The sequence below is a fragment of the Psychrobacillus sp. BM2 genome, assembly GCF_048572895.1.
Taxonomy (GTDB): domain Bacteria; phylum Bacillota; class Bacilli; order Bacillales_A; family Planococcaceae; genus Psychrobacillus.
The window spans coordinates 3,012,391-3,031,139 of record NZ_CP183878.1 but is presented as its reverse complement, the minus strand read 5'-3'; the positions used below and the strand labels follow the sequence as shown (position 1 = coordinate 3,031,139).

At 40.7% G+C, this 18,749-nt stretch carries 14 protein-coding genes, 18 tRNA genes, 3 rRNA genes and 1 other annotated feature; of the genes, 28 read left to right on the top strand and 7 right to left on the bottom strand.

Features of this window, described 5'->3' with window-relative positions; all coding sequences use genetic code 11:
- The first annotated feature begins 76 nt into the window (after positions 1-76).
- Positions 77-520 carry a peroxide-responsive transcriptional repressor PerR gene (gene perR / locus ACN6MX_RS14935; RefSeq protein ID WP_419959632.1) on the top strand — a complete coding sequence of 148 codons (444 nt, stop codon included), beginning with the start codon at positions 77-79 and terminating at the stop codon, positions 518-520.
- Positions 521-770: 250 nt separating this feature from the next.
- Here perR and ACN6MX_RS14930 read toward each other — a convergent pair whose 3' ends face one another.
- Positions 771-1,115, bottom strand: coding sequence for a YgzB family protein (locus tag ACN6MX_RS14930; protein ID WP_211895293.1), 345 nt, complete (start codon positions 1,113-1,115; stop codon positions 771-773).
- Positions 1,116-1,248: 133 nt separating this feature from the next.
- On the opposite strand from ACN6MX_RS14930, the gene ACN6MX_RS14925 reads away from it, so the two are divergent.
- The 22 genes from ACN6MX_RS14925 to ACN6MX_RS14820 all read left to right on the top strand — a co-directional run bounded on the left by ACN6MX_RS14925 (position 1,249) and on the right by ACN6MX_RS14820 (position 9,400).
- Positions 1,249-2,115, top strand: coding sequence for a nucleotidyltransferase-like protein (locus tag ACN6MX_RS14925; RefSeq protein ID WP_419959631.1), 867 nt, complete (start codon positions 1,249-1,251; stop codon positions 2,113-2,115).
- Positions 2,116-2,458: 343 nt separating this feature from the next.
- A 16S ribosomal RNA gene (locus tag ACN6MX_RS14920) occupies positions 2,459-4,012 on the top strand.
- Positions 4,013-4,161: 149 nt separating this feature from the next.
- Positions 4,162-4,238, top strand: a tRNA-Ile gene (locus tag ACN6MX_RS14915).
- Positions 4,239-4,254: 16 nt separating this feature from the next.
- Positions 4,255-4,330: transfer RNA gene (locus ACN6MX_RS14910), tRNA-Ala, on the top strand.
- A 115-nt stretch (positions 4,331-4,445) separates the two neighbouring features.
- A 23S ribosomal RNA gene (locus tag ACN6MX_RS14905) occupies positions 4,446-7,374 on the top strand.
- Positions 7,375-7,492: 118 nt separating this feature from the next.
- Positions 7,493-7,608, top strand: a 5S ribosomal RNA gene (rrf, locus tag ACN6MX_RS14900).
- Together the 16S, 23S and 5S rRNA genes with 18 tRNA genes alongside form the textbook arrangement of a ribosomal RNA operon.
- Before the next feature lie 8 nt (positions 7,609-7,616).
- Positions 7,617-7,691 (top strand) — tRNA-Asn (locus ACN6MX_RS14895).
- A 5-nt stretch (positions 7,692-7,696) separates the two neighbouring features.
- A tRNA-Ser gene (locus tag ACN6MX_RS14890) sits at positions 7,697-7,788 on the top strand.
- A 26-nt stretch (positions 7,789-7,814) separates the two neighbouring features.
- Positions 7,815-7,889, top strand: a tRNA-Glu gene (locus ACN6MX_RS14885).
- Positions 7,890-7,941: 52 nt separating this feature from the next.
- Positions 7,942-8,017, top strand: a tRNA-Val gene (locus ACN6MX_RS14880).
- Positions 8,018-8,171: 154 nt separating this feature from the next.
- Positions 8,172-8,246: transfer RNA gene (locus tag ACN6MX_RS14875), tRNA-Met, on the top strand.
- Between the two features lie 3 nt (positions 8,247-8,249).
- Positions 8,250-8,325, top strand: a tRNA-Asp gene (locus tag ACN6MX_RS14870).
- A gap of 171 nt (positions 8,326-8,496) precedes the next feature.
- Positions 8,497-8,572, top strand: a tRNA-Phe gene (locus tag ACN6MX_RS14865).
- A 9-nt stretch (positions 8,573-8,581) separates the two neighbouring features.
- A tRNA-Thr gene (locus ACN6MX_RS14860) sits at positions 8,582-8,657 on the top strand.
- 7 nt (positions 8,658-8,664) lie between these two features.
- Positions 8,665-8,748: transfer RNA gene (locus tag ACN6MX_RS14855), tRNA-Tyr, on the top strand.
- A gap of 10 nt (positions 8,749-8,758) precedes the next feature.
- A tRNA-Trp gene (locus ACN6MX_RS14850) sits at positions 8,759-8,832 on the top strand.
- Between the two features lie 26 nt (positions 8,833-8,858).
- Positions 8,859-8,934 (top strand) — tRNA-His (locus ACN6MX_RS14845).
- Between the two features lie 38 nt (positions 8,935-8,972).
- Positions 8,973-9,048 (top strand) — tRNA-His (locus ACN6MX_RS14840).
- A gap of 1 nt (position 9,049) precedes the next feature.
- A tRNA-Gln gene (locus ACN6MX_RS14835) sits at positions 9,050-9,121 on the top strand.
- 6 nt (positions 9,122-9,127) lie between these two features.
- A tRNA-Gly gene (locus ACN6MX_RS14830) sits at positions 9,128-9,202 on the top strand.
- A 10-nt stretch (positions 9,203-9,212) separates the two neighbouring features.
- A tRNA-Cys gene (locus ACN6MX_RS14825) sits at positions 9,213-9,286 on the top strand.
- Between the two features lie 31 nt (positions 9,287-9,317).
- Positions 9,318-9,400: transfer RNA gene (locus tag ACN6MX_RS14820), tRNA-Leu, on the top strand.
- A 411-nt stretch (positions 9,401-9,811) separates the two neighbouring features.
- Here ACN6MX_RS14820 and ACN6MX_RS14815 read toward each other — a convergent pair.
- Positions 9,812-10,660, bottom strand: a complete 849-nt coding sequence (locus ACN6MX_RS14815) for an MBL fold metallo-hydrolase (RefSeq protein WP_419959630.1) — start codon at positions 10,658-10,660, stop codon at positions 9,812-9,814.
- A gap of 198 nt (positions 10,661-10,858) precedes the next feature.
- Positions 10,859-11,263 (bottom strand): ester cyclase, encoded by a 405-nt coding sequence (locus tag ACN6MX_RS14810; RefSeq protein WP_419959629.1) that lies wholly within the window; start codon positions 11,261-11,263, stop codon positions 10,859-10,861.
- Positions 11,264-11,428: 165 nt separating this feature from the next.
- Between ACN6MX_RS14810 and ACN6MX_RS14805 the strand changes: the two genes are divergently transcribed.
- From ACN6MX_RS14805 to ACN6MX_RS14790, 4 genes are all read left to right on the top strand, one after another.
- Positions 11,429-11,881: an SRPBCC family protein gene (locus ACN6MX_RS14805; RefSeq protein WP_419959628.1), complete on the top strand. Its 453-nt coding sequence runs from the start codon at positions 11,429-11,431 to the stop codon at positions 11,879-11,881.
- Between the two features lie 224 nt (positions 11,882-12,105).
- Positions 12,106-12,501, top strand: a complete 396-nt coding sequence (locus ACN6MX_RS14800) for a VOC family protein (protein WP_419959627.1) — start codon at positions 12,106-12,108, stop codon at positions 12,499-12,501.
- Between the two features lie 130 nt (positions 12,502-12,631).
- The gene (locus tag ACN6MX_RS14795) at positions 12,632-13,012 is read left to right on the top strand and encodes a DUF1801 domain-containing protein (RefSeq protein WP_419959626.1); all 381 of its coding nucleotides are present in this window, start codon (positions 12,632-12,634) and stop codon (positions 13,010-13,012) included.
- Complete coding sequence (locus tag ACN6MX_RS14790) at positions 13,005-13,466, top strand: SRPBCC family protein (protein WP_419959625.1); 462 nt, start codon at positions 13,005-13,007, stop codon at positions 13,464-13,466. The genes ACN6MX_RS14795 and ACN6MX_RS14790 overlap by 8 nt, the downstream gene beginning before the upstream one ends.
- A gap of 112 nt (positions 13,467-13,578) precedes the next feature.
- Here ACN6MX_RS14790 and ACN6MX_RS14785 read toward each other — a convergent pair whose 3' ends face one another.
- Together ACN6MX_RS14785 and ACN6MX_RS14780 are read right to left on the bottom strand one after the other, a co-directional pair.
- On the bottom strand, positions 13,579-13,950 hold the full coding sequence (locus ACN6MX_RS14785; RefSeq protein ID WP_419959624.1) for a VOC family protein: 372 nt from the start codon (positions 13,948-13,950) through the stop codon (positions 13,579-13,581).
- A gap of 201 nt (positions 13,951-14,151) precedes the next feature.
- Positions 14,152-14,934: an alpha/beta fold hydrolase gene (locus tag ACN6MX_RS14780; protein WP_419959623.1), complete on the bottom strand. Its 783-nt coding sequence runs from the start codon at positions 14,932-14,934 to the stop codon at positions 14,152-14,154.
- 244 nt (positions 14,935-15,178) lie between these two features.
- Positions 15,179-15,396: a binding site (T-box leader), on the top strand.
- Positions 15,397-15,455: 59 nt separating this feature from the next.
- On the opposite strand from ACN6MX_RS14780, the gene proS reads away from it, so the two are divergent.
- Positions 15,456-16,895: a proline--tRNA ligase gene (proS, locus tag ACN6MX_RS14775; RefSeq protein ID WP_419959622.1), complete on the top strand. Its 1,440-nt coding sequence runs from the start codon at positions 15,456-15,458 to the stop codon at positions 16,893-16,895.
- 67 nt (positions 16,896-16,962) lie between these two features.
- Here proS and ACN6MX_RS14770 read toward each other — a convergent pair whose 3' ends face one another.
- Both ACN6MX_RS14770 and ACN6MX_RS14765 read right to left on the bottom strand, forming a co-directional pair.
- Positions 16,963-18,024, bottom strand: coding sequence for an ATP-grasp domain-containing protein (locus tag ACN6MX_RS14770; protein WP_419959621.1), 1,062 nt, complete (start codon positions 18,022-18,024; stop codon positions 16,963-16,965).
- Positions 18,024-18,719: a B3/4 domain-containing protein gene (locus ACN6MX_RS14765; RefSeq protein ID WP_419959620.1), complete on the bottom strand. Its 696-nt coding sequence runs from the start codon at positions 18,717-18,719 to the stop codon at positions 18,024-18,026. Before ACN6MX_RS14765 ends, ACN6MX_RS14770 begins: the two co-directional genes overlap by 1 nt.
- Positions 18,720-18,749 lie beyond the last annotated feature (30 nt).

Here is an 18,749-nt window from a genome sequence, read left to right as displayed (position 1 = left end):
CAGTTCATGTATTTTTTAATTATACTTATTGTAACAATTATAATTAAAGAATGAATATGAAAAGAGGTGCATTGCGATGACGGAAGTACATTTAAGAGATGCTTTAGATACATTAAAATCGACTGGTGTACGAATTACGCCTCAACGCCATGCGATACTGGAATTTATAATCCAATCTATGTCACATCCCACAGCGGACGATATATATAAAGCACTAGAAAGTAAATTTCCTAGCATGAGTGTTGCAACGGTCTATAATAATTTACGTGTTTTTAGAGAAGCAGGACTTGTGAATGAGTTAACCTACGGAGATTCTTCTAGTCGTTTCGATTTTGTTACAAATGATCATTATCATATGATTTGTGACACTTGTGGCAAAATAGTTGATTTTCATTATCCAGGATTAGATGAAGTGGAGCATTTAGCTTCTCATTTAACTGGTTTTGATGTAAGTTATCATCGAATGGAAATTTATGGTGTTTGTCCAACATGTAAAGAGCATGCAACGAAAGTTCAATAAAATTAAAGCCCTATTAGCTAAACCGAGCGGAGATACGCTCGGTTTTTAATATGAGCATTTTTGAATCGATTAATGATAACAATCAACAAGATCTTAATTCGAATATAAAAAATAGATAGTCGTGACAGTATCCACGACTATCTATTGCAGGTCCTATACTCCGATTCTTCTACGAGTACAGGCAATATCTAAACTAAACTGAAAAATACTAATATCGTTATTCAATTCTCTACATGAGAGATATTTCGAGTTATCTTTTTTTATTCAATGCTTCATCAAATTCTTGGCCTTCAAGATTAGGATCAAGCGTTAGCGGCTCTTTACAATACATGCACATGTCTACTCTACCTAATACTTTTGTATGTTTGCCACAATTGGGACATACGACAGGTACAGCTTTTGTAGATAATAATCCAATCCATCCATAGACCGCTGTACTTGCTAAAATAGATAGTAACCCAAGCGTCACGAAAATGGTAACTAAAATTCCATTATCTTTAAAGAATATCGCACCATACATTATGATAAAACCAAAGAATACAAGCCCCAGTGCAAAGGAGCGTATACGATTTATTTTGTTTTTATAGGGTTTCATTTTCAACCTCCTAATTTCTACATACACTATATCATATTTTAGTATAAAGTTAAGTTTTGAATTAAATATAGAAGGAAAAATAGAAAAGTTGTCGAAAATTTATTAGAAGAAGGAAATAAAGGAGGCTTCATTTTTGGAAGCATTATTGAGACCGATTTATCAAGAAAGAGCCAGTGAACCTAATACACTAGGAATTATTTTAGTAGAGAAACGGGCAGAATTTAGCCCTATTACAGATATGTTTGATTCCATTTTATTTATCATAACGAAAGAATCTTCTATACCTGTATTCACGAAGCATTATACGTATGGGGATAAAAAAACTGCGCTTCATATAATAACGGAGAAGCAGCTAAGAAAGTGGTTATTATTGGGGACTAACCCGAAAATAGTTGATTGGTTGATCAATGGTCGTGTGGTATTTGATCGCAATGAATATGTAGAAAGTTTGAAGCAGGAGCTTTATGTATTCCCGATAAACGGTAGAAAAGCTCGTATGGGTATTGAGTTTGCTAAACTAACGAGAAGATATTTAGAAGGTAAATTATTTTTTGAACAACGTAACTATCTAGATGCTTATAATCATATGGTAGATTCTTTACATCATTTAGCTCGTTTAGCTGTTTTTGAAAATGGTATGCATCCAGAGATGATGGTATGGAAGCAAGTAAAACAATTAGATCCTTCTATTTATAAATTATATGATGAGTTAATCTCTAGTGAGGAATCATTAGAAAAAAGATTAGAGCTTCTATTTTTAGCAAGTGATTTCTTAATCCATTCCCGAACAAAAGATGGAGCACAACACATTATAGAAGTGTTAGCTTTGAAAGAGTTTTGGACTATCCAAGAAATCCATGAGCAAGAAGAACTTAAAAACTACTCCGTAGATTTAGAGGTTTTCATCGAGTTTCTAATAGATAAAGGATATATTTTGCTTGAAAAGCAACAAACGAAAAGTGATGAAATCATGCATAGATACTATAAGGTAGTGCTATAGAGACAACATTTAAAAACGGACAATTAAATTTGTTCGTTTTTATTGTTGACATTATAAAATAATACATGTTATTATAATAAGCGTCGTCAAAAGCAAAGCAAACTATTTCAATTAAATACAAGCGAAAAAAGTTTTTCAAAAAACTTCTTGACACTTACTAAGTACGATGGTAAATTAGAGGAGTCGCAAAAAACGACACAGTAAATTGAACATTGAAAACTGAACATGCAAAACGTTAAGACATACAGCTTGATAGACTAACTTTGTTAGCTTGAAAGCAAAATAATTTTTGACATCATTTAATGATGATGCCAGCAAAACAAATGAGCTTTTTAAGTTCTCTATTATGGAGAGTTTGATCCTGGCTCAGGACGAACGCTGGCGGCATGCCTAATACATGCAAGTCGAGCGAATGACGAAGAAGCTTGCTTCTTCTGATTTAGCGGCGGACGGGTGAGTAACACGTGGGCAACCTGCCCTGTAGATTGGGATAACTCCGGGAAACCGGGGCTAATACCGAATAATCCATTTCCTCTCATGGGGAGATGTTAAAAGACGGTCTCGGCTGTCACTACAGGATGGGCCCGCGGCGCATTAGCTAGTTGGTGAGGTAACGGCTCACCAAGGCGACGATGCGTAGCCGACCTGAGAGGGTGATCGGCCACACTGGGACTGAGACACGGCCCAGACTCCTACGGGAGGCAGCAGTAGGGAATCTTCCACAATGGACGAAAGTCTGATGGAGCAATGCCGCGTGAGTGAAGAAGGTTTTCGGATCGTAAAACTCTGTTGTGAGGGAAGAACAAGTACGAGAGTAACTGCTCGTACCTTGACGGTACCTCATTAGAAAGCCACGGCTAACTACGTGCCAGCAGCCGCGGTAATACGTAGGTGGCAAGCGTTGTCCGGAATTATTGGGCGTAAAGCGCGCGCAGGCGGTCCTTTAAGTCTGATGTGAAATCCCACGGCTCAACCGTGGAAGGTCATTGGAAACTGGGGGACTTGAGTACAGAAGAGGAAAGCGGAATTCCAAGTGTAGCGGTGAAATGCGTAGAGATTTGGAGGAACACCAGTGGCGAAGGCGGCTTTCTGGTCTGTAACTGACGCTGAGGCGCGAAAGCGTGGGGAGCAAACAGGATTAGATACCCTGGTAGTCCACGCCGTAAACGATGAGTGCTAAGTGTTAGGGGGTTTCCGCCCCTTAGTGCTGCAGCTAACGCATTAAGCACTCCGCCTGGGGAGTACGGTCGCAAGACTGAAACTCAAAGGAATTGACGGGGGCCCGCACAAGCGGTGGAGCATGTGGTTTAATTCGAAGCAACGCGAAGAACCTTACCAGGTCTTGACATCCCGATGACCGCTCTAGAGATAGAGTTTTCCCTTCGGGGACAGCGGTGACAGGTGGTGCATGGTTGTCGTCAGCTCGTGTCGTGAGATGTTGGGTTAAGTCCCGCAACGAGCGCAACCCTTGATCTTAGTTGCCAGCATTTAGTTGGGCACTCTAAGGTGACTGCCGGTGATAAACCGGAGGAAGGTGGGGATGACGTCAAATCATCATGCCCCTTATGACCTGGGCTACACACGTGCTACAATGGACGGTACAGAGGGTCGCAACCCCGCGAGGGTGAGCAAATCCCATAAAACCGTTCTCAGTTCGGATTGTAGGCTGCAACTCGCCTACATGAAGCCGGAATCGCTAGTAATCGTGGATCAGCATGCCACGGTGAATACGTTCCCGGGCCTTGTACACACCGCCCGTCACACCACGAGAGTTTGTAACACCCGAAGTCGGTGGGGTAACCCTTACGGGAGCCAGCCGCCGAAGGTGGGACAGATGATTGGGGTGAAGTCGTAACAAGGTAGCCGTATCGGAAGGTGCGGCTGGATCACCTCCTTTCTAAGGATAATATCGGAATACAGAAGTTCAGAACTTCTATTAAGTTCGTCACGTCGTGTGGCAACGTAGAAGTCAGTACATCCTGTACAAGTCTTAACGTTTTGCAGTTCAGTTTTGAATGTTCATATTTATATATGGAAATTCAAAGAGGGCCTATAGCTCAGCTGGTTAGAGCGCACGCCTGATAAGCGTGAGGTCGATGGTTCGAGTCCATTTAGGCCCACCATACCTTTTTAAATTTCGGGGCCTTAGCTCAGCTGGGAGAGCGCCTGCCTTGCACGCAGGAGGTCAGCGGTTCGATCCCGCTAGGCTCCACCAAATTTATAATTTGTTCTTTGAAAACTGGATAAAACGACATTGAAACAATAAACAACAAGAAATTCAAGTTGTGATTACTAACGTAATCATGACGTGTAAGACTTTTTAACTTTTAGGTTAAGTTAATAAGGGCGCACGGTGAATGCCTTGGCACTAGGAGTCGACGAAGGACGGCACTAACACCGATATGCTTCGGGGAGCTGTAAGTGAGCTTTGATCCGGAGATTTCCGAATGGGGAAACCCACTGTTCGTAATGGAGCAGTACATTTGCGTGAATACATAGCGCATCTGAGACACACCCAGGGAACTGAAACATCTAAGTACCTGGAGGAAGAGAAAGAAAAATCGATTCCCTGAGTAGCGGCGAGCGAAACGGGAATAGCCCAAACCAAGAGGCTTGCCTCTTGGGGTTGTAGGACACTCTACATAGAGTTACAAAGGAATGAGTTAGACGAAGAGATCTGGAAAGGTCCGCAGGATAGGGTAAAAGCCCCGTAGTCCAAAATTCATTCTCTCTTGAGTGTATCCTGAGTACGGCGGAACACGTGAAATTCCGTCGGAATCCGGGAGGACCATCTCCCAAGGCTAAATACTACCTAGTGACCGATAGTGAACCAGTACCGTGAGGGAAAGGTGAAAAGCACCCCGGAAGGGGAGTGAAATAGATCCTGAAACCGTGTGCCTACAAGTAGTTAGAGCCCGTTAATGGGTGATAGCGTGCCTTTTGTAGAATGAACCGGCGAGTTACGATTACATGCAAGGTTAAGTTGAGAAGACGGAGCCGCAGCGAAAGCGAGTCTGAATAGGGCGAATGAGTATGTGGTCGTAGACCCGAAACCAGGTGATCTACCCATGTCCAGGATGAAGGTAAGGTAACACTTACTGGAGGTCCGAACCCACGCACGTTGAAAAGTGCGGGGATGAGGTGTGGGTAGCGGAGAAATTCCAATCGAACCTGGAGATAGCTGGTTCTCTCCGAAATAGCTTTAGGGCTAGCCTCAAACGTTAGAATCTTGGAGGTAGAGCACTGTTTGGACTAGGGGCCCATCCCGGGTTACCGAATTCAGACAAACTCCGAATGCCAATGATTTATGTTTGGGAGTCAGACTGCGAGTGATAAGATCCGTAGTCAAGAGGGAAACAGCCCAGACCACCAGCTAAGGTCCCAAAGTATTTGTTAAGTGGAAAAGGATGTGGCGTTGCTTAGACAACCAGGATGTTGGCTTAGAAGCAGCCATCATTTAAAGAGTGCGTAATAGCTCACTGGTCGAGTGACGCTGCGCCGAAAATGTATCGGGGCTAAACAAATCACCGAAGCTGTGGATTGATACCTATGGTATCAGTGGTAGGAGAGCGTTCTAAGGGCGTTGAAGTCAGACCGGAAGGACTGGTGGAGCGCTTAGAAGTGAGAATGCCGGTATGAGTAGCGAAAGACGGGTGAGAATCCCGTCCACCGTATGACTAAGGTTTCCTGAGGAAGGCTCGTCCGCTCAGGGTTAGTCGGGACCTAAGCCGAGGCCGATAGGCGTAGGCGATGGATAACAGGTTGATATTCCTGTACCACCAAACCACCGTTTGAGTAATGGGGGGACGCAGAAGGATAGGGTAAGCATGCTGTTGGTTATGCATGTCCAAGCAGTAAGGTGTGAATGTAGGCAAATCCGCATTCTATAACATTGAGCTGTGATGGCGAGGACGTATGTCCGGAGTTCCTGATTTCACACTGCCAAGAAAAGCCTCTAGCGAGGTGATAGGTGCCCGTACCGCAAACCGACACAGGTAGTCGAGGAGAGAATCCTAAGGTGAGCGAGAGAACTCTCGTTAAGGAACTCGGCAAAATGACCCCGTAACTTCGGGAGAAGGGGTGCTCTTTTGGGTGCATAGCCTAGAAGAGCCGCAGTGAATAGGCCCAGGCGACTGTTTAGCAAAAACACAGGTCTCTGCAAAACCGTAAGGTGAAGTATAGGGGCTGACGCCTGCCCGGTGCTGGAAGGTTAAGAGGAGTGCTTAGCGCAAGCGAAGGTGCGAATTGAAGCCCCAGTAAACGGCGGCCGTAACTATAACGGTCCTAAGGTAGCGAAATTCCTTGTCGGGTAAGTTCCGACCCGCACGAAAGGCGTAACGATCTGGGCACTGTCTCAACGAGAGACTCGGTGAAATTATAGTACCTGTGAAGATGCAGGTTACCCGCGACAGGACGGAAAGACCCCGTGGAGCTTTACTATAGCTTGATATTGAATTTTGGTGCAACTTGTACAGGATAGGCAGGAGCCTTAGAGCCCGGAGCGCCAGCTTCGGAGGAGGCGTCGGTGGGATACTGCCCTGGTTGTATTGAAATTCTAACCCATACCCGTAACCCGGGTAGGAGACAGTGTCAGGCGGGTAGTTTGACTGGGGCGGTCGCCTCCTAAAGTGTAACGGAGGCGCCCAAAGGTTCCCTCAGAATGGTTGGAAATCATTCGAAGAGTGTAAAGGCAGAAGGGAGCTTGACTGCGAGACCTACAAGTCGAGCAGGGTCGAAAGACGGGCTTAGTGATCCGGTGGTTCCGCATGGAAGGGCCATCGCTCAACGGATAAAAGCTACCCCGGGGATAACAGGCTTATCTCCCCCAAGAGTCCACATCGACGGGGAGGTTTGGCACCTCGATGTCGGCTCATCGCATCCTGGGGCTGTAGTCGGTCCCAAGGGTTGGGCTGTTCGCCCATTAAAGCGGTACGCGAGCTGGGTTCAGAACGTCGTGAGACAGTTCGGTCCCTATCCGTCGTGGGCGTAGGAAATTTGAGAGGAGCTGTCCTTAGTACGAGAGGACCGGGATGGACACACCGCTGGTGTACCAGTTGTTCTGCCAAGAGCATCGCTGGGTAGCTATGTGTGGACGGGATAAGTGCTGAAAGCATCTAAGCACGAAGCCCCCCTCAAGATGAGATTTCCCATTACGCAAGTAAGTAAGATCCCTCAAAGACGATGAGGTAGATAGGTTCGGGGTGGAAGCGTGGCGACACGTGCAGCTGACGAATACTAATCGATCGAGGACTTAACCAAATTTGTTTAACGTAACAATGTCGTTTATCCAGTTTTGAAAGTACAAAAATTTATAAAAAAAAGCTTGAATTATTTTCTAGTTTTGGTATAATGAATATTGTCTTTCAAATTAATAATGTCTAGTGATGATGGCGAAGAGGTCACACCCGTTCCCTTACCGAACACGGAAGTTAAGCTCTTCAGCGCCGATGGTAGTTGGGGGTCTCCCCCTGTGAGAGTAGGACATCGCTAGGCTGTATTATTCCGAAGTAGCTCAGTGGTAGAGCAATCGACTGTTAATCGATTGGTCGTAGGTTCGAGTCCTACCTTCGGAGCCATTTTAGGAGAGCTGTCCGAGTGGCCGAAGGAGCACGATTGGAAATCGTGTAGGCGGGTTAAACTGTCTCAAGGGTTCAAATCCCTTGCTCTCCGCCAGATAAGTTTTCTACATAAAAAAGTATGGCCCCTTGGTCAAGCGGTTAAGACACCGCCCTTTCACGGCGGTAACACGGGTTCGAATCCCGTAGGGGTCACCATTATTTCAATTAATTTGACGCAGAGATGCGAAGCTTATCGTAATTTTACCCAGGAGGATTAGCTCAGCTGGGAGAGCATCTGCCTTACAAGCAGAGGGTCGGCGGTTCGAGCCCGTCATCCTCCACCATTTCTTTTAGAAATAAATTAGTAAGTATAGTATTGTCGCGGGTGGAGCAAATCGTCAAACGTAGATGACGATTAACACCGATGCAGGCCAAGCCGAAGCAGGTGTCCTACATATCTCAAGCGTGGTATTATAGTGTTTGTTAGTATTTTATTGTCGCGGGGTGGAGCAGTGGTAGCTCGTCGGGCTCATAACCCGAAGGTCGCAGGTTCAAATCCTGTCCCCGCAACCAAATGGTCCCGTGGTGTAGCGGTTAACATGCCTGCCTGTCACGCAGGAGATCGCCGGTTCGATCCCGGTCGGGACCGCCATTTATTATTTTGATTTGAGATTCGCAGTTAAGCGTATATCAATTAGAAGTTTGAAATAAGCAAAAGCAGGTCGAGGAAACGAATGAGTGAAAGAAGGAGCGTACTCAAGTACGTGACTGATTAAACGAGTGAAGTTGACGAAAAAATGTGCAGCTTAGTGCAAACTGACATGGCTCAGTAGCTCAGTCGGTAGAGCAAAGGACTGAAAATCCTTGTGTCGGCGGTTCGATTCCGTCCTGAGCCACCATATTTATATGCCGGAATAGCTCAATTGGTAGAGCAACTGACTTGTAATCAGTAGGTTGAGGGTTCAAGTCCTTTTTCCGGCACCACTATAGTGGTGGGGTAGCGAAGTGGCTAAACGCGGCGGACTGTAAATCCGCTCCTTCGGGTTCGGCGGTTCGAATCCGTCCCCCACCACCAGTTTTTATATAGGGGCATAGTTTAACGGTAGAATAGAGGTCTCCAAAACCTTTGATGTGGGTTCGATTCCTACTGCCCCTGCCAAATTTATAAGTTGACTTTGAATAATGGCGGTTGTGGCGAAGTGGTTAACGCACCGGATTGTGATTCCGGCATTCGTGGGTTCAATTCCCATCAGTCGCCCCATATTCCTTTTGAGTTAGCTCTTTTTTTATTTAATAGTGGCGGTTGTGGCGAAGTGGTTAACGCACCGGATTGTGATTCCGGCATTCGTGGGTTCAATTCCCATCAGTCGCCCCATTGGGGTATAGCCAAGCGGTAAGGCAATGGATTTTGATTCCATCATGCCCTGGTTCGAATCCAGGTACCCCAGTTTTTTGCGGAAGTAGTTCAGTGGTAGAACACCACCTTGCCAAGGTGGGGGTCGCGAGTTCGAACCTCGTCTTCCGCTCCATTACTTTTTCGGCGGCATAGCCAAGTGGTAAGGCACAGGTCTGCAACACCTTTATCACCGGTTCAAATCCGGTTGCCGCCTCCAATTTTTTAATAACTGCCTATTATTTTATCTTGCCGGTGTGGCGGAATTGGCAGACGCGCGGGACTCAAAATCCCGTATCCTCTGGATGTGTCGGTTCGACCCCGACCACCGGTATCAATAGACGAAGATATGATTCGTCTAATACACAGTAAAAGCTCACAAACCTTTATTTAAAAGAGTTTGTGAGCTTTTTGTATTTTATAAGTATTCGAATAAAAACGATAGGTTTTTAAACCGTGTTACACTTTTTTGCACTAAGAGTCATACCCATTTTTATAGTATTTTTATTAATTAAAATGTTTATCCAGATTACATGCTTGAGACTCCCACGGCTAAAACTGCAAGCTGAACACCTTTGGTATCCAATGGGATTCTAGCTACCAAAGGTGAAGTCAATTCGCTGACGTGCAAGGAGAGAAAATTTCTCATTACTCATCCTTAGAGGGTACATCTCACTATTATCCAACTTGAAAAAGTAAGCTTTCTTGTTCGGAGAGTCTGTAATGTTAAAAACAACGATACATGTTACGCATAACCATTTACAAAGTAAGTGATTATTTCTAAATCCTCTTCAGTCAAGTTACGTCCAAAACGAGAGGACATCTCTTCTGTAATTGCCTCTATTTTCCCTTTATGTTTATTCGTTAATTCAGCACTAGTTTGCAATAAAGAAGCAAAGGAAGCAAATTCATCCTTGGTCAAAGGTGCTGGATGATGAGATAGGAAGTAGATTTCGGCATCATAATCTTTAATCTTCCCCAAAAGGTTATACATCTTTTCAATGGTATAATGCCACTTTTCTGCGTACATATTTGCATAGAGGCAGTCACCAAGAAATAGCGTCTTTTCTTCCGGTATATAAATGAGATTCGAATCAGGTGAATGATCTCCACCAACATGTTCAATGATACAGGTAACCCCACCAATATTCAGTTTTATTCGCTTTTCAAAAATGATAGTAGGATCTGGTATGATAACTTCTCGCATACTTCCAAGCTCTAGCTTTATCGCATCTGCACAAAACGAAATTTCAATCCCTGCTTCGACACGTTTATCCAACTCTTTGTCTTCCCAGGATAATTCTTGTAGTTCCTTTAGTTTGTCGTAGGTCATGATATTGGCAATTGAAGGCATATCCATTTCACGTAAGCCAAATACATGATCCCAATGCCAATGTGTGAGTGCTAGAATATCTCCGGTGACATGATAAGAAGCTAATTGCTCTTTAAAATGTTTAGCGTGATTAGAAGAATTCCCAGCATCAATCAATAGTGTCTGATTGTCCCCCACAATAGCAGCTAATATTGGTCGATCTGTTTTTTGAAATGGAGGTAAGTAGAAGAGACGATCGGAAAGTTTTTCTAATGTTTGCATGAATTCGTACTCCTTTAAGAATGTTAGTAACGTTCATTATATACTACTATTTATAGAGATGACAAAACAATGCTAGAAATGTTTTAAATTCATTTTTAACTGTTATCATAGAAGAATATCTATAATTAGTGTGTAAAAGAAACACTCACAAAATTGTTAAGTTAACATTTGTGAGTGTTTTTTGTATTCTAGTTTTTATTAAAACATTCCATTCTTATTAGGAGAATCCTCAGGTATCAGCTGACTTACATCCCACATTTCAACGATTTGGTTATCTTTGAAACGAAAGATATGTACTACAGCTGCTCCAAAATCTTCTGGATTTTGCTTTATGTGTGAAAAAACCGTAACTATATCTTTTTCTTGAATCGCAAGTTTTACTTCAAATCTTTTATTAGGTTTTTTGGTAGCATTTTCTTCCATTGCTATCATTAGTGATTTGGAATCACCTGGGAAAAACGGGTTATGATGAAGAAAGTCAGGACCAACATATTTCTGGTAAACTTCTCGAACATTGCCAGCTGCTACGTTCTGAAGAAAAGAAATAGATATCTCTTTTAGTGAGAGGGGCTTCGACTGTTGTTCTATGCTCAACATATTCATCCTTTCATAATTAGAGTTTTAACTTTTTAGAGAAGTTTAAGTTATAGTCAGTGTTTATGTCAAACTTCGTTGCAAATAGGGGGTATAATACTTCAAAATTATCTAATCAAAGACGACATTGGCTATATGGTATACTTTAGAAAAACTTTAAAGGGGGCTATCAGTTTGAGTATTAATTTTGAAGTGAAAAGAACTACCCAAGTATCTAAGCAGCAAGTATATGATGGTTTACTTGATCTAGATGCCGCTAATCACTGGATGCAAGGACTTGTAGGAATTGAGCGATTGGATGATGGACCTATGCAAGTGGGAAGTCAGTGGAAAGAATCGAGAAAGATGTTTGGACAAGTGGCTACAGAACATTTTGAAGTGGTTGAACTAAATGAGCCAGATAAAATTGTTCTTCGCTGTGATGGAACGAAAGGAACAACTGGTAAAGGAGAATTTATCTTTACATATATAGTTACTTCATCTAATAACCTTATGGAGATTACGTTGAACGGAGAAATAAAAGGCCTCACTGGCATAACTAAACTATTTGGTAAAATGATGGCGGGTATCTTTAAGAAGGCCTCTGCAAAGGATTTAGATGCATTGATAACATACTTAGAGAAATAATTTATAGGGATAGCTTATCCATGGTTTTAGTGTAATTTAGTTATAAATTCTGTTAATAGTCATATGGATATTTTCCAAGGAAACTTAGAGTGAAAATTTTAAACTAGTAAATGCTTTAATAAATTGATTTAATTTTCTAACTTTATTACAATAATGGGGAAGGTATACCAGTTTTAATGGTATAAGGCTGTTAAAAATGGAATGAAACAAATAGGAGGAGAAGTATGGGGAGATTAGTTCATTTCGAAATTCACGTGGATGACATGGACCGTGCAAAGAAGTTTTATGGAGAAATATTTGGGTGGACATTTCAAGACTGGACAGAGTTTGCTGGAATTCCTTATTTTGGTGCTGTGACTGGTGATGAAAGTCAGCTTGGTATTAATGGAGCTTTAATGAAACGCCAAACACCTCCTCCGGAACAAAACCAGCCTATGAATGGTTTTTCTTGTACATTGGGCATAGAAGATTATGATTCAACGGAAGCTAAAATTCTTGAGCATGGTGGAAAAGTAGCAATGCCAAAGTATGCCCTTCCTGGAATGGCTTGGCAAGGATATTATGTTGATACTGAAGGTAATATTTTTGGTATTCATCAGCCAGATGAGAATGCAAAGTAGAATCTATAAAAGGAACGTTATAAATGACGTTTGAGATTACTGTAATCTCGGGCGTCTTTTTTAAATTGGGTTAATGAAAGAAAGCTCACATCGCAGTTTTTATTTGAAAAACTAGGGAAAGAGATAAACCATGGAAAATAACACGAGAACAATTACAGAAGTTGATAAGTTTATTCAAGATTTACCTGATGATATTCAAAGCATTACGAAGAGATTAAGAAAAACAATATTAGACGCTTCTCCTGTGCTTGTAGAAGAATATAAATGGTCGATGCCTAACTATTCGTATAAAGGGTTAGTTTGTTATCTGCAAACAGCAAAAAAGCATGTTAATTTAGGTTTTCAAAAAGGTAATCAACTTGTAGAAAAAGACATAAACAGTTTATTGCAGGGTTCGGGTAAAACAATGAGACATATTAGAATTACAAAAATGGATGATATCCAATTAGAAGCTTTTGTCTCTCTTATTCAAGAGGCAATTGCTTTAAATGAAGGAGAATATAATGTCTAATCTAAGTGAAATATTAACTGTTAATGTTGGAATGCTTATAAGAAAGCCCGCAGAAGAGGTGTTCGAAGCTTTTATTGATCCAGAAATTACGACGAAATTTTGGTTTACTAAGAGCAATGGAAAATTAGAAGAGGGAAAACATATTCGTTGGGATTGGGAGATGTACGGAGTTTCAGCGGAGCTAGATGTGAAGGAGATTGAACTAAACAAACGAATTCTTATCCAATTTGATGATGACACAACTGTTCAATGGCTTTTTACTCCAAAGGAATCGGAAGGAACATTTGTCGAAATCACAAATTATGGGTTTAAAGGAAATCCAGCTGAAATAGTAAATCAAGTAGTAGACTCAACAGGTGGTTATACTATTGTTCTTTGCGGCCTAAAGGCATTGCTTGAGCATAATATTGTGTTGAATCTTGTCGCAGATAAGTTTCCCGATGCTAACGTATGAATCTAAGAAAAGCAGGCTCACCTATATGAACCTACTTCATGTAGCATTGCTTTAAAAAAATTCATTTCAATCTTCATCTTTGATTGAACAAATGAACCCTATTGCTTTTAATTCATCTATGTTGATCTAGTAGAATTTGATTGCCGTCTGGATCTTCGAGTATTATACTTGCGGGTCCTTCAGTAGATTCATCGGCTTCGGATTGCAGTTTTATTCCCTTTTGTTTCAGCTGTTTTTGAAGTTCACGGACGTCAGTGAAAGATTCTAGATTTTGGGCACTGCTATTCCATCCAGGATTGAAGGTTAGAATATTTTTCTCGAACATTCCTTGGAACAAACCAATTATGGTATCTTCATTTTTCATGATTAGCCAATTTTGAGTAATGTCGCCCCCAAAATTTTGAAATCCAAGGCTTTCATAAAATGATTTTGAAGCGCTAATATCTTTAACATTTAAACTTACAGAAAATGCACCAAGTTTCATGTTTCTCCGCCTTTCATAATTATTAACAGAAATTATATTAATTTCAAGTATAGAGTAAACTAGTGATATTATCTACCGTTTATAGCTTTCTAGAAAAACTAGTACCAAATCACATCACTCTAAATCATAAAAAAGGTTCACAAGGTAGCTTAGAAGCTTACCTGTGAACCAATATTTATAGCAAATTGAGGTAGTCCTTATCTATCCAACAAACTGCATTACTAACTCGTTAAACTTTTCTCGTTCTTCCCAGAAAAGACCGTGTCCGCTGTAATGAAATGGGACGAGATGTGAATTTTTTATTGCCTGATTCAGTATTTGAGCTTGTTCATATGGGATAACCTTATCATGTACTCCATGAACGATTAAAGTAGGGACTGTTATTTTGGTGAGATCAGCATCAAGCTTTTCAGTCCTCAAGATATTGATGATTGCTGCGGTAGACCAACCAGCTGCCTGTAGACCTAACCCATTAAACCAATTAGAAAATGGAATTGAAATATATTGAAAGAAAAATGTATCTGTTACACCTTGCATCATTTTGGGGCGGTCATTTAATGTAGCTGTTAGTAGTTCGTTCGCATTCCCCTGTGTAAATCCAGTGGGAGCGGCGGCATCTATTAGGATTAGTTTAGATACTCCAAAAGCATTATGACGAGCAGTATAGCGTATTGCGATTGCTCCTCCAGTAGAATGCCCGATTAATGTGAAGTTGTTTAGTTGAAGAGCTTTAACTACTGCTAGGATATCATCTGCTAATCTGTCGTAATTATAGCCATTCATAGGTCTATCTGACTTTCCAAATCCTCTCCAGTCAATTCCGATACAACGGTATCCCCTTGATGGTAGAACATCATACTGATATTCAAATTGTTCGTGACTTAATGGCCAACCATGTAAAAAAACGAGTGTCTTGCTTGAATTTGGATTAATATCTTCCACATATAAATTTACACCTTGCTCTACGTTTACGAAGTATCCCACACTGACTCCTCCATACCGAAAATAACATTTTAAGTATAAGATACTCAAAAGTAATCATATGGGTGAATCCCAATTGCAAATACTAGTTCGAAATAATAAATGGCAAGATGTGGTCCACAAATCGCAAGTTTCGAATAGCAAATCGCAAATTCGAATGCCGTATCCCTCCTTATACAATAGAAAAACTAAAGACATTACTTAATCCACATTGTATTAAAGTAGGTTATTTGGTATATTATTAGTAATACAATCTGCGAAGTGACCAAGTAGATGAGAATTGTGAAACAGAAAGTATAGCAGATGCTGAGAGCTATACCACCGCTTCTTGTTGAAACCTATCACGGAGATGTTATGCAAACATAACCGATTCGTTTTCGTTACCAAACGTTTAGAGGGCTTAAAAAAATTTTTGAGCTAAACTAAGGTGGTACCACGTCTATTCAGCATAGAGACGTCCTTTTACGAGGATGGCTTTGTGCTTTTTTTTATTCATGCAGCAGGTTTAAATAGGAGGAACTTAGATGACAAATCAACAGCAAAATGACTTTACTAAATGGTATATCGAGACAATTCAGAAGGCAGATTTAATGGATTATACGCCAGTTCGTGGGTGTATTGCTTTTAAACCAGATGGCTATGAAATTTGGGAGCATATTCAAGATGAAATGAACAGACGTTTTAAAGAAACAGGTCATCGTAATGCTTATTTCCCAATGCTAATTCCTGAATCCTTCTTCCAAAAAGAGAAGGATCATATTGAAGGGTTCGCTCCAGAGCTTCCATGGGTAACGGAAGCTGCTGGTGAAAAATTGGAAGAACGTTTAGCTTTACGTCCAACATCAGAAACAATGATTGGTCATTTGTATTCGGATTGGATTAAGAGCTATCGTGATCTGCCAGTTCTTATTAACCAATGGGCAAATGTGTTCCGTTGGGAAAAGAAAACTCTTCCATTTATCCGTACTTCAGAATTTTTATGGCAAGAAGGGCATACAGCTCATGTAGATGAAGAAGAAGCACGTCACGAAACAATGCAGATGCTTAACATCTATAAAGAAGTTGTAGAGGAGCTTTTAGCTATCCCTGTATACGATGGCCAGAAAACACCTTCAGAACGTTTTGCAGGGGCTGTTGACACATATTCAATCGAAGCTATGATGAAAGATGGGAAAGCTGTTCAAGCTGGAACATCTCATTACCTCGGAACAAAGTTTGCGGAAGCATTTGATATTAAGTATTTAAATAAAGAAAACAAGCATCAGCATGTGCATACAACATCTTGGGGAACATCTACTCGATTAATCGGTTCGGTTATTATGGTACATGGTGACGAGCAAGGGCTTGTATTACCACCACGTATTGCCCCAACTCAGGTAGTACTAATTCCTGTGGGACCTTGGAAGAAGAACCCAGCAATTATGGAGAAACTAGACGAGCTTTATGCAGCATTAAAAGCAAAAGGTATTCGTGTGCGTCTGGATGATTCTGATCAATCTCCAGGTTATAAATTTAACGAGTGGGAGCTTAAAGGTGTTCCAGTTCGTGTAGAATTAGGACCTCGTGATTTAGAAAACAACCAAGCGCTGATAAAAGCACGTGACTTGTCTGAAAAAGAATCAGTAGACATCGCCGCTCTAGTAGAGCGTATTGAAGAGGAACTAACTACAATGCAAACCCGCTTACTTGAAAAAGCTCGTGCATTCCGTGATGAAAACTCACATACAAATGTGGATTCTTTAGAGCAGTTAAAGCAACATCTTACTGATTCAACTGAAAAAGGAGAAATTCCAGGATGGATTCTTGCAGGATGGTGTGGAGATGACGCTTGTGAAGAGAATGTGAAGAATGAAACTAAATTTACGACACGTAATATTCCATTCAACCCACCAGCTGAAAAAACAACTTGTATCAACTGTGGTAAGGATTCGAAACATACTGTCTGGTTCGGTCGTGCGTACTAACAAGATAATAGAAATAAATAAAAAATCAACCATTGCTTGTTAAATGGTTGATTTTTTTATTTTGAATCTAAGCTAAAACTACAGGCTCTTCCAAAGATGATAATATTACTGGTTGTTCAATATGGGTTGCTTTGACACCAAACTTAGGATGAAGAGTTTCTATTTGGTCACCTAGTAGTAACTTTATAGCATAATAGGGAATATTAATATCTGTAAGACAGCTAATATGCATTCCTCCACTCATTCGAGGGTTAATCTCTAACAGTTTAGGTATATCATCTTTGTATTTTACTTGAATGTTATACACATAAGGAATTTTATATTGTGCAGCCATTTTCTCAGCAATTTCGATTAATTCTTTATTGTATTCAATCTCACGAATTCGTCCATTTCCTTTTTTCCTTGGTATAGCAGTAAGTAAATTTCCATCTTTATCGGCTAAGCAATCGATGCTATACTCATACCCATCTAGATATTCCAAAACCATTAGATCAGGAAAACGCTCTTGTGTTTGTAAAATCTTATAAGCTGTTTCATAGGAAATTTTTTGGGATGAAGCGGTATTGAATATAAAAGGAATAGTATCGGCACTATCATCTATAATACGGAATCCACTTGCTCCTTCTCCTACGACTGGTTTAATACATAATTTCATATTATCGTTACTTAGTTCGGCATACGCCTTTTTGAAGCTCTCAGCATTGTCGACAATTCGGTAGGAAGGGATAGGTACGATATAGTTTCCTTCGTTTTCTTGGCTTTCCAAAGCACGATACGTCGCTGCTTTATCGTCCATCATGGCCATTAAATCCCCATCAGGGCAAACTAGCACCTTCACGCCAATTTCATCAAACTTATCTAGGTGCTGGGAAATGAGTACATTCTCTTTTCTCGGTACAAAAATATGTATGTCATTTTGTATACAATAGTCTATACAAAACTGAAGATATTCTTCACCAGCAATATCTGGTTCAGTACCAAAAACATCACAGTAATTAAAATACACTGTGTCTGGATTGGGATGCGTTCCGTGAATGATAAATTCCTGCTGATCCGGATTATGGCGAATCAATTCCATGTAGTGTGAAACAGTCGAAAACCATCTATTGAACCAAATATTGAGTACCATTATATATCTCCTTTATCCAGTTGTATGTCTGAATCTATTAAGTTTATTTCAAAATCTCCACCATGTATTTGGGTGAACATTGTTCCTATAGAAGTAATCAATTTAAGAGCATCTTCCTTACTTATCGAAGGTCGTAGAAATACTACTTGTAGAGCAGCAGTTGTATTCTCAGTCACAGCAGTGCGAACAGAATCTACAAATGGACTGCCAAAAGGTCCTAAATCATCCTGAAGAGTAAGTATATTGCGTAATTTATTTTCTCTTCCGTTTAAGCCGTAATATGTTGTTTCTTCATTGCCAATTGTTAGCGTTATATTACCATGAATCTTTGCTAAATCATAGATTCCCATTGGAATTTCATATTGCAAAGAGAAGAAGTTGTTTAAATCTACAGCGGAATGCATCGGTGTGATATAATTTTGTTTTGTAATCCTTCTGTACATAGCTTCCATTGACGGGCGGTAACGATTTGGATCCGCTCCAAACTTTTTCCAAAGAGCTCTCCATTCTTTTATCCCATCGAAATCAGTTACGCTTTTGTCATCCATTTCAAAGAAAAGTTGTTCTTGAAATAATTGAAGACGTCCTTTAAGCATTTGAGGCGAAGAAGTAACAATAATTTTGGTATAATTAATAATGCCTATTTTAAAAGTAGGCTCTATTTTAGTAATCGAATCATCTAATTTTACTACCATATCAACCATCCTTACACTTATTTTCTTTAG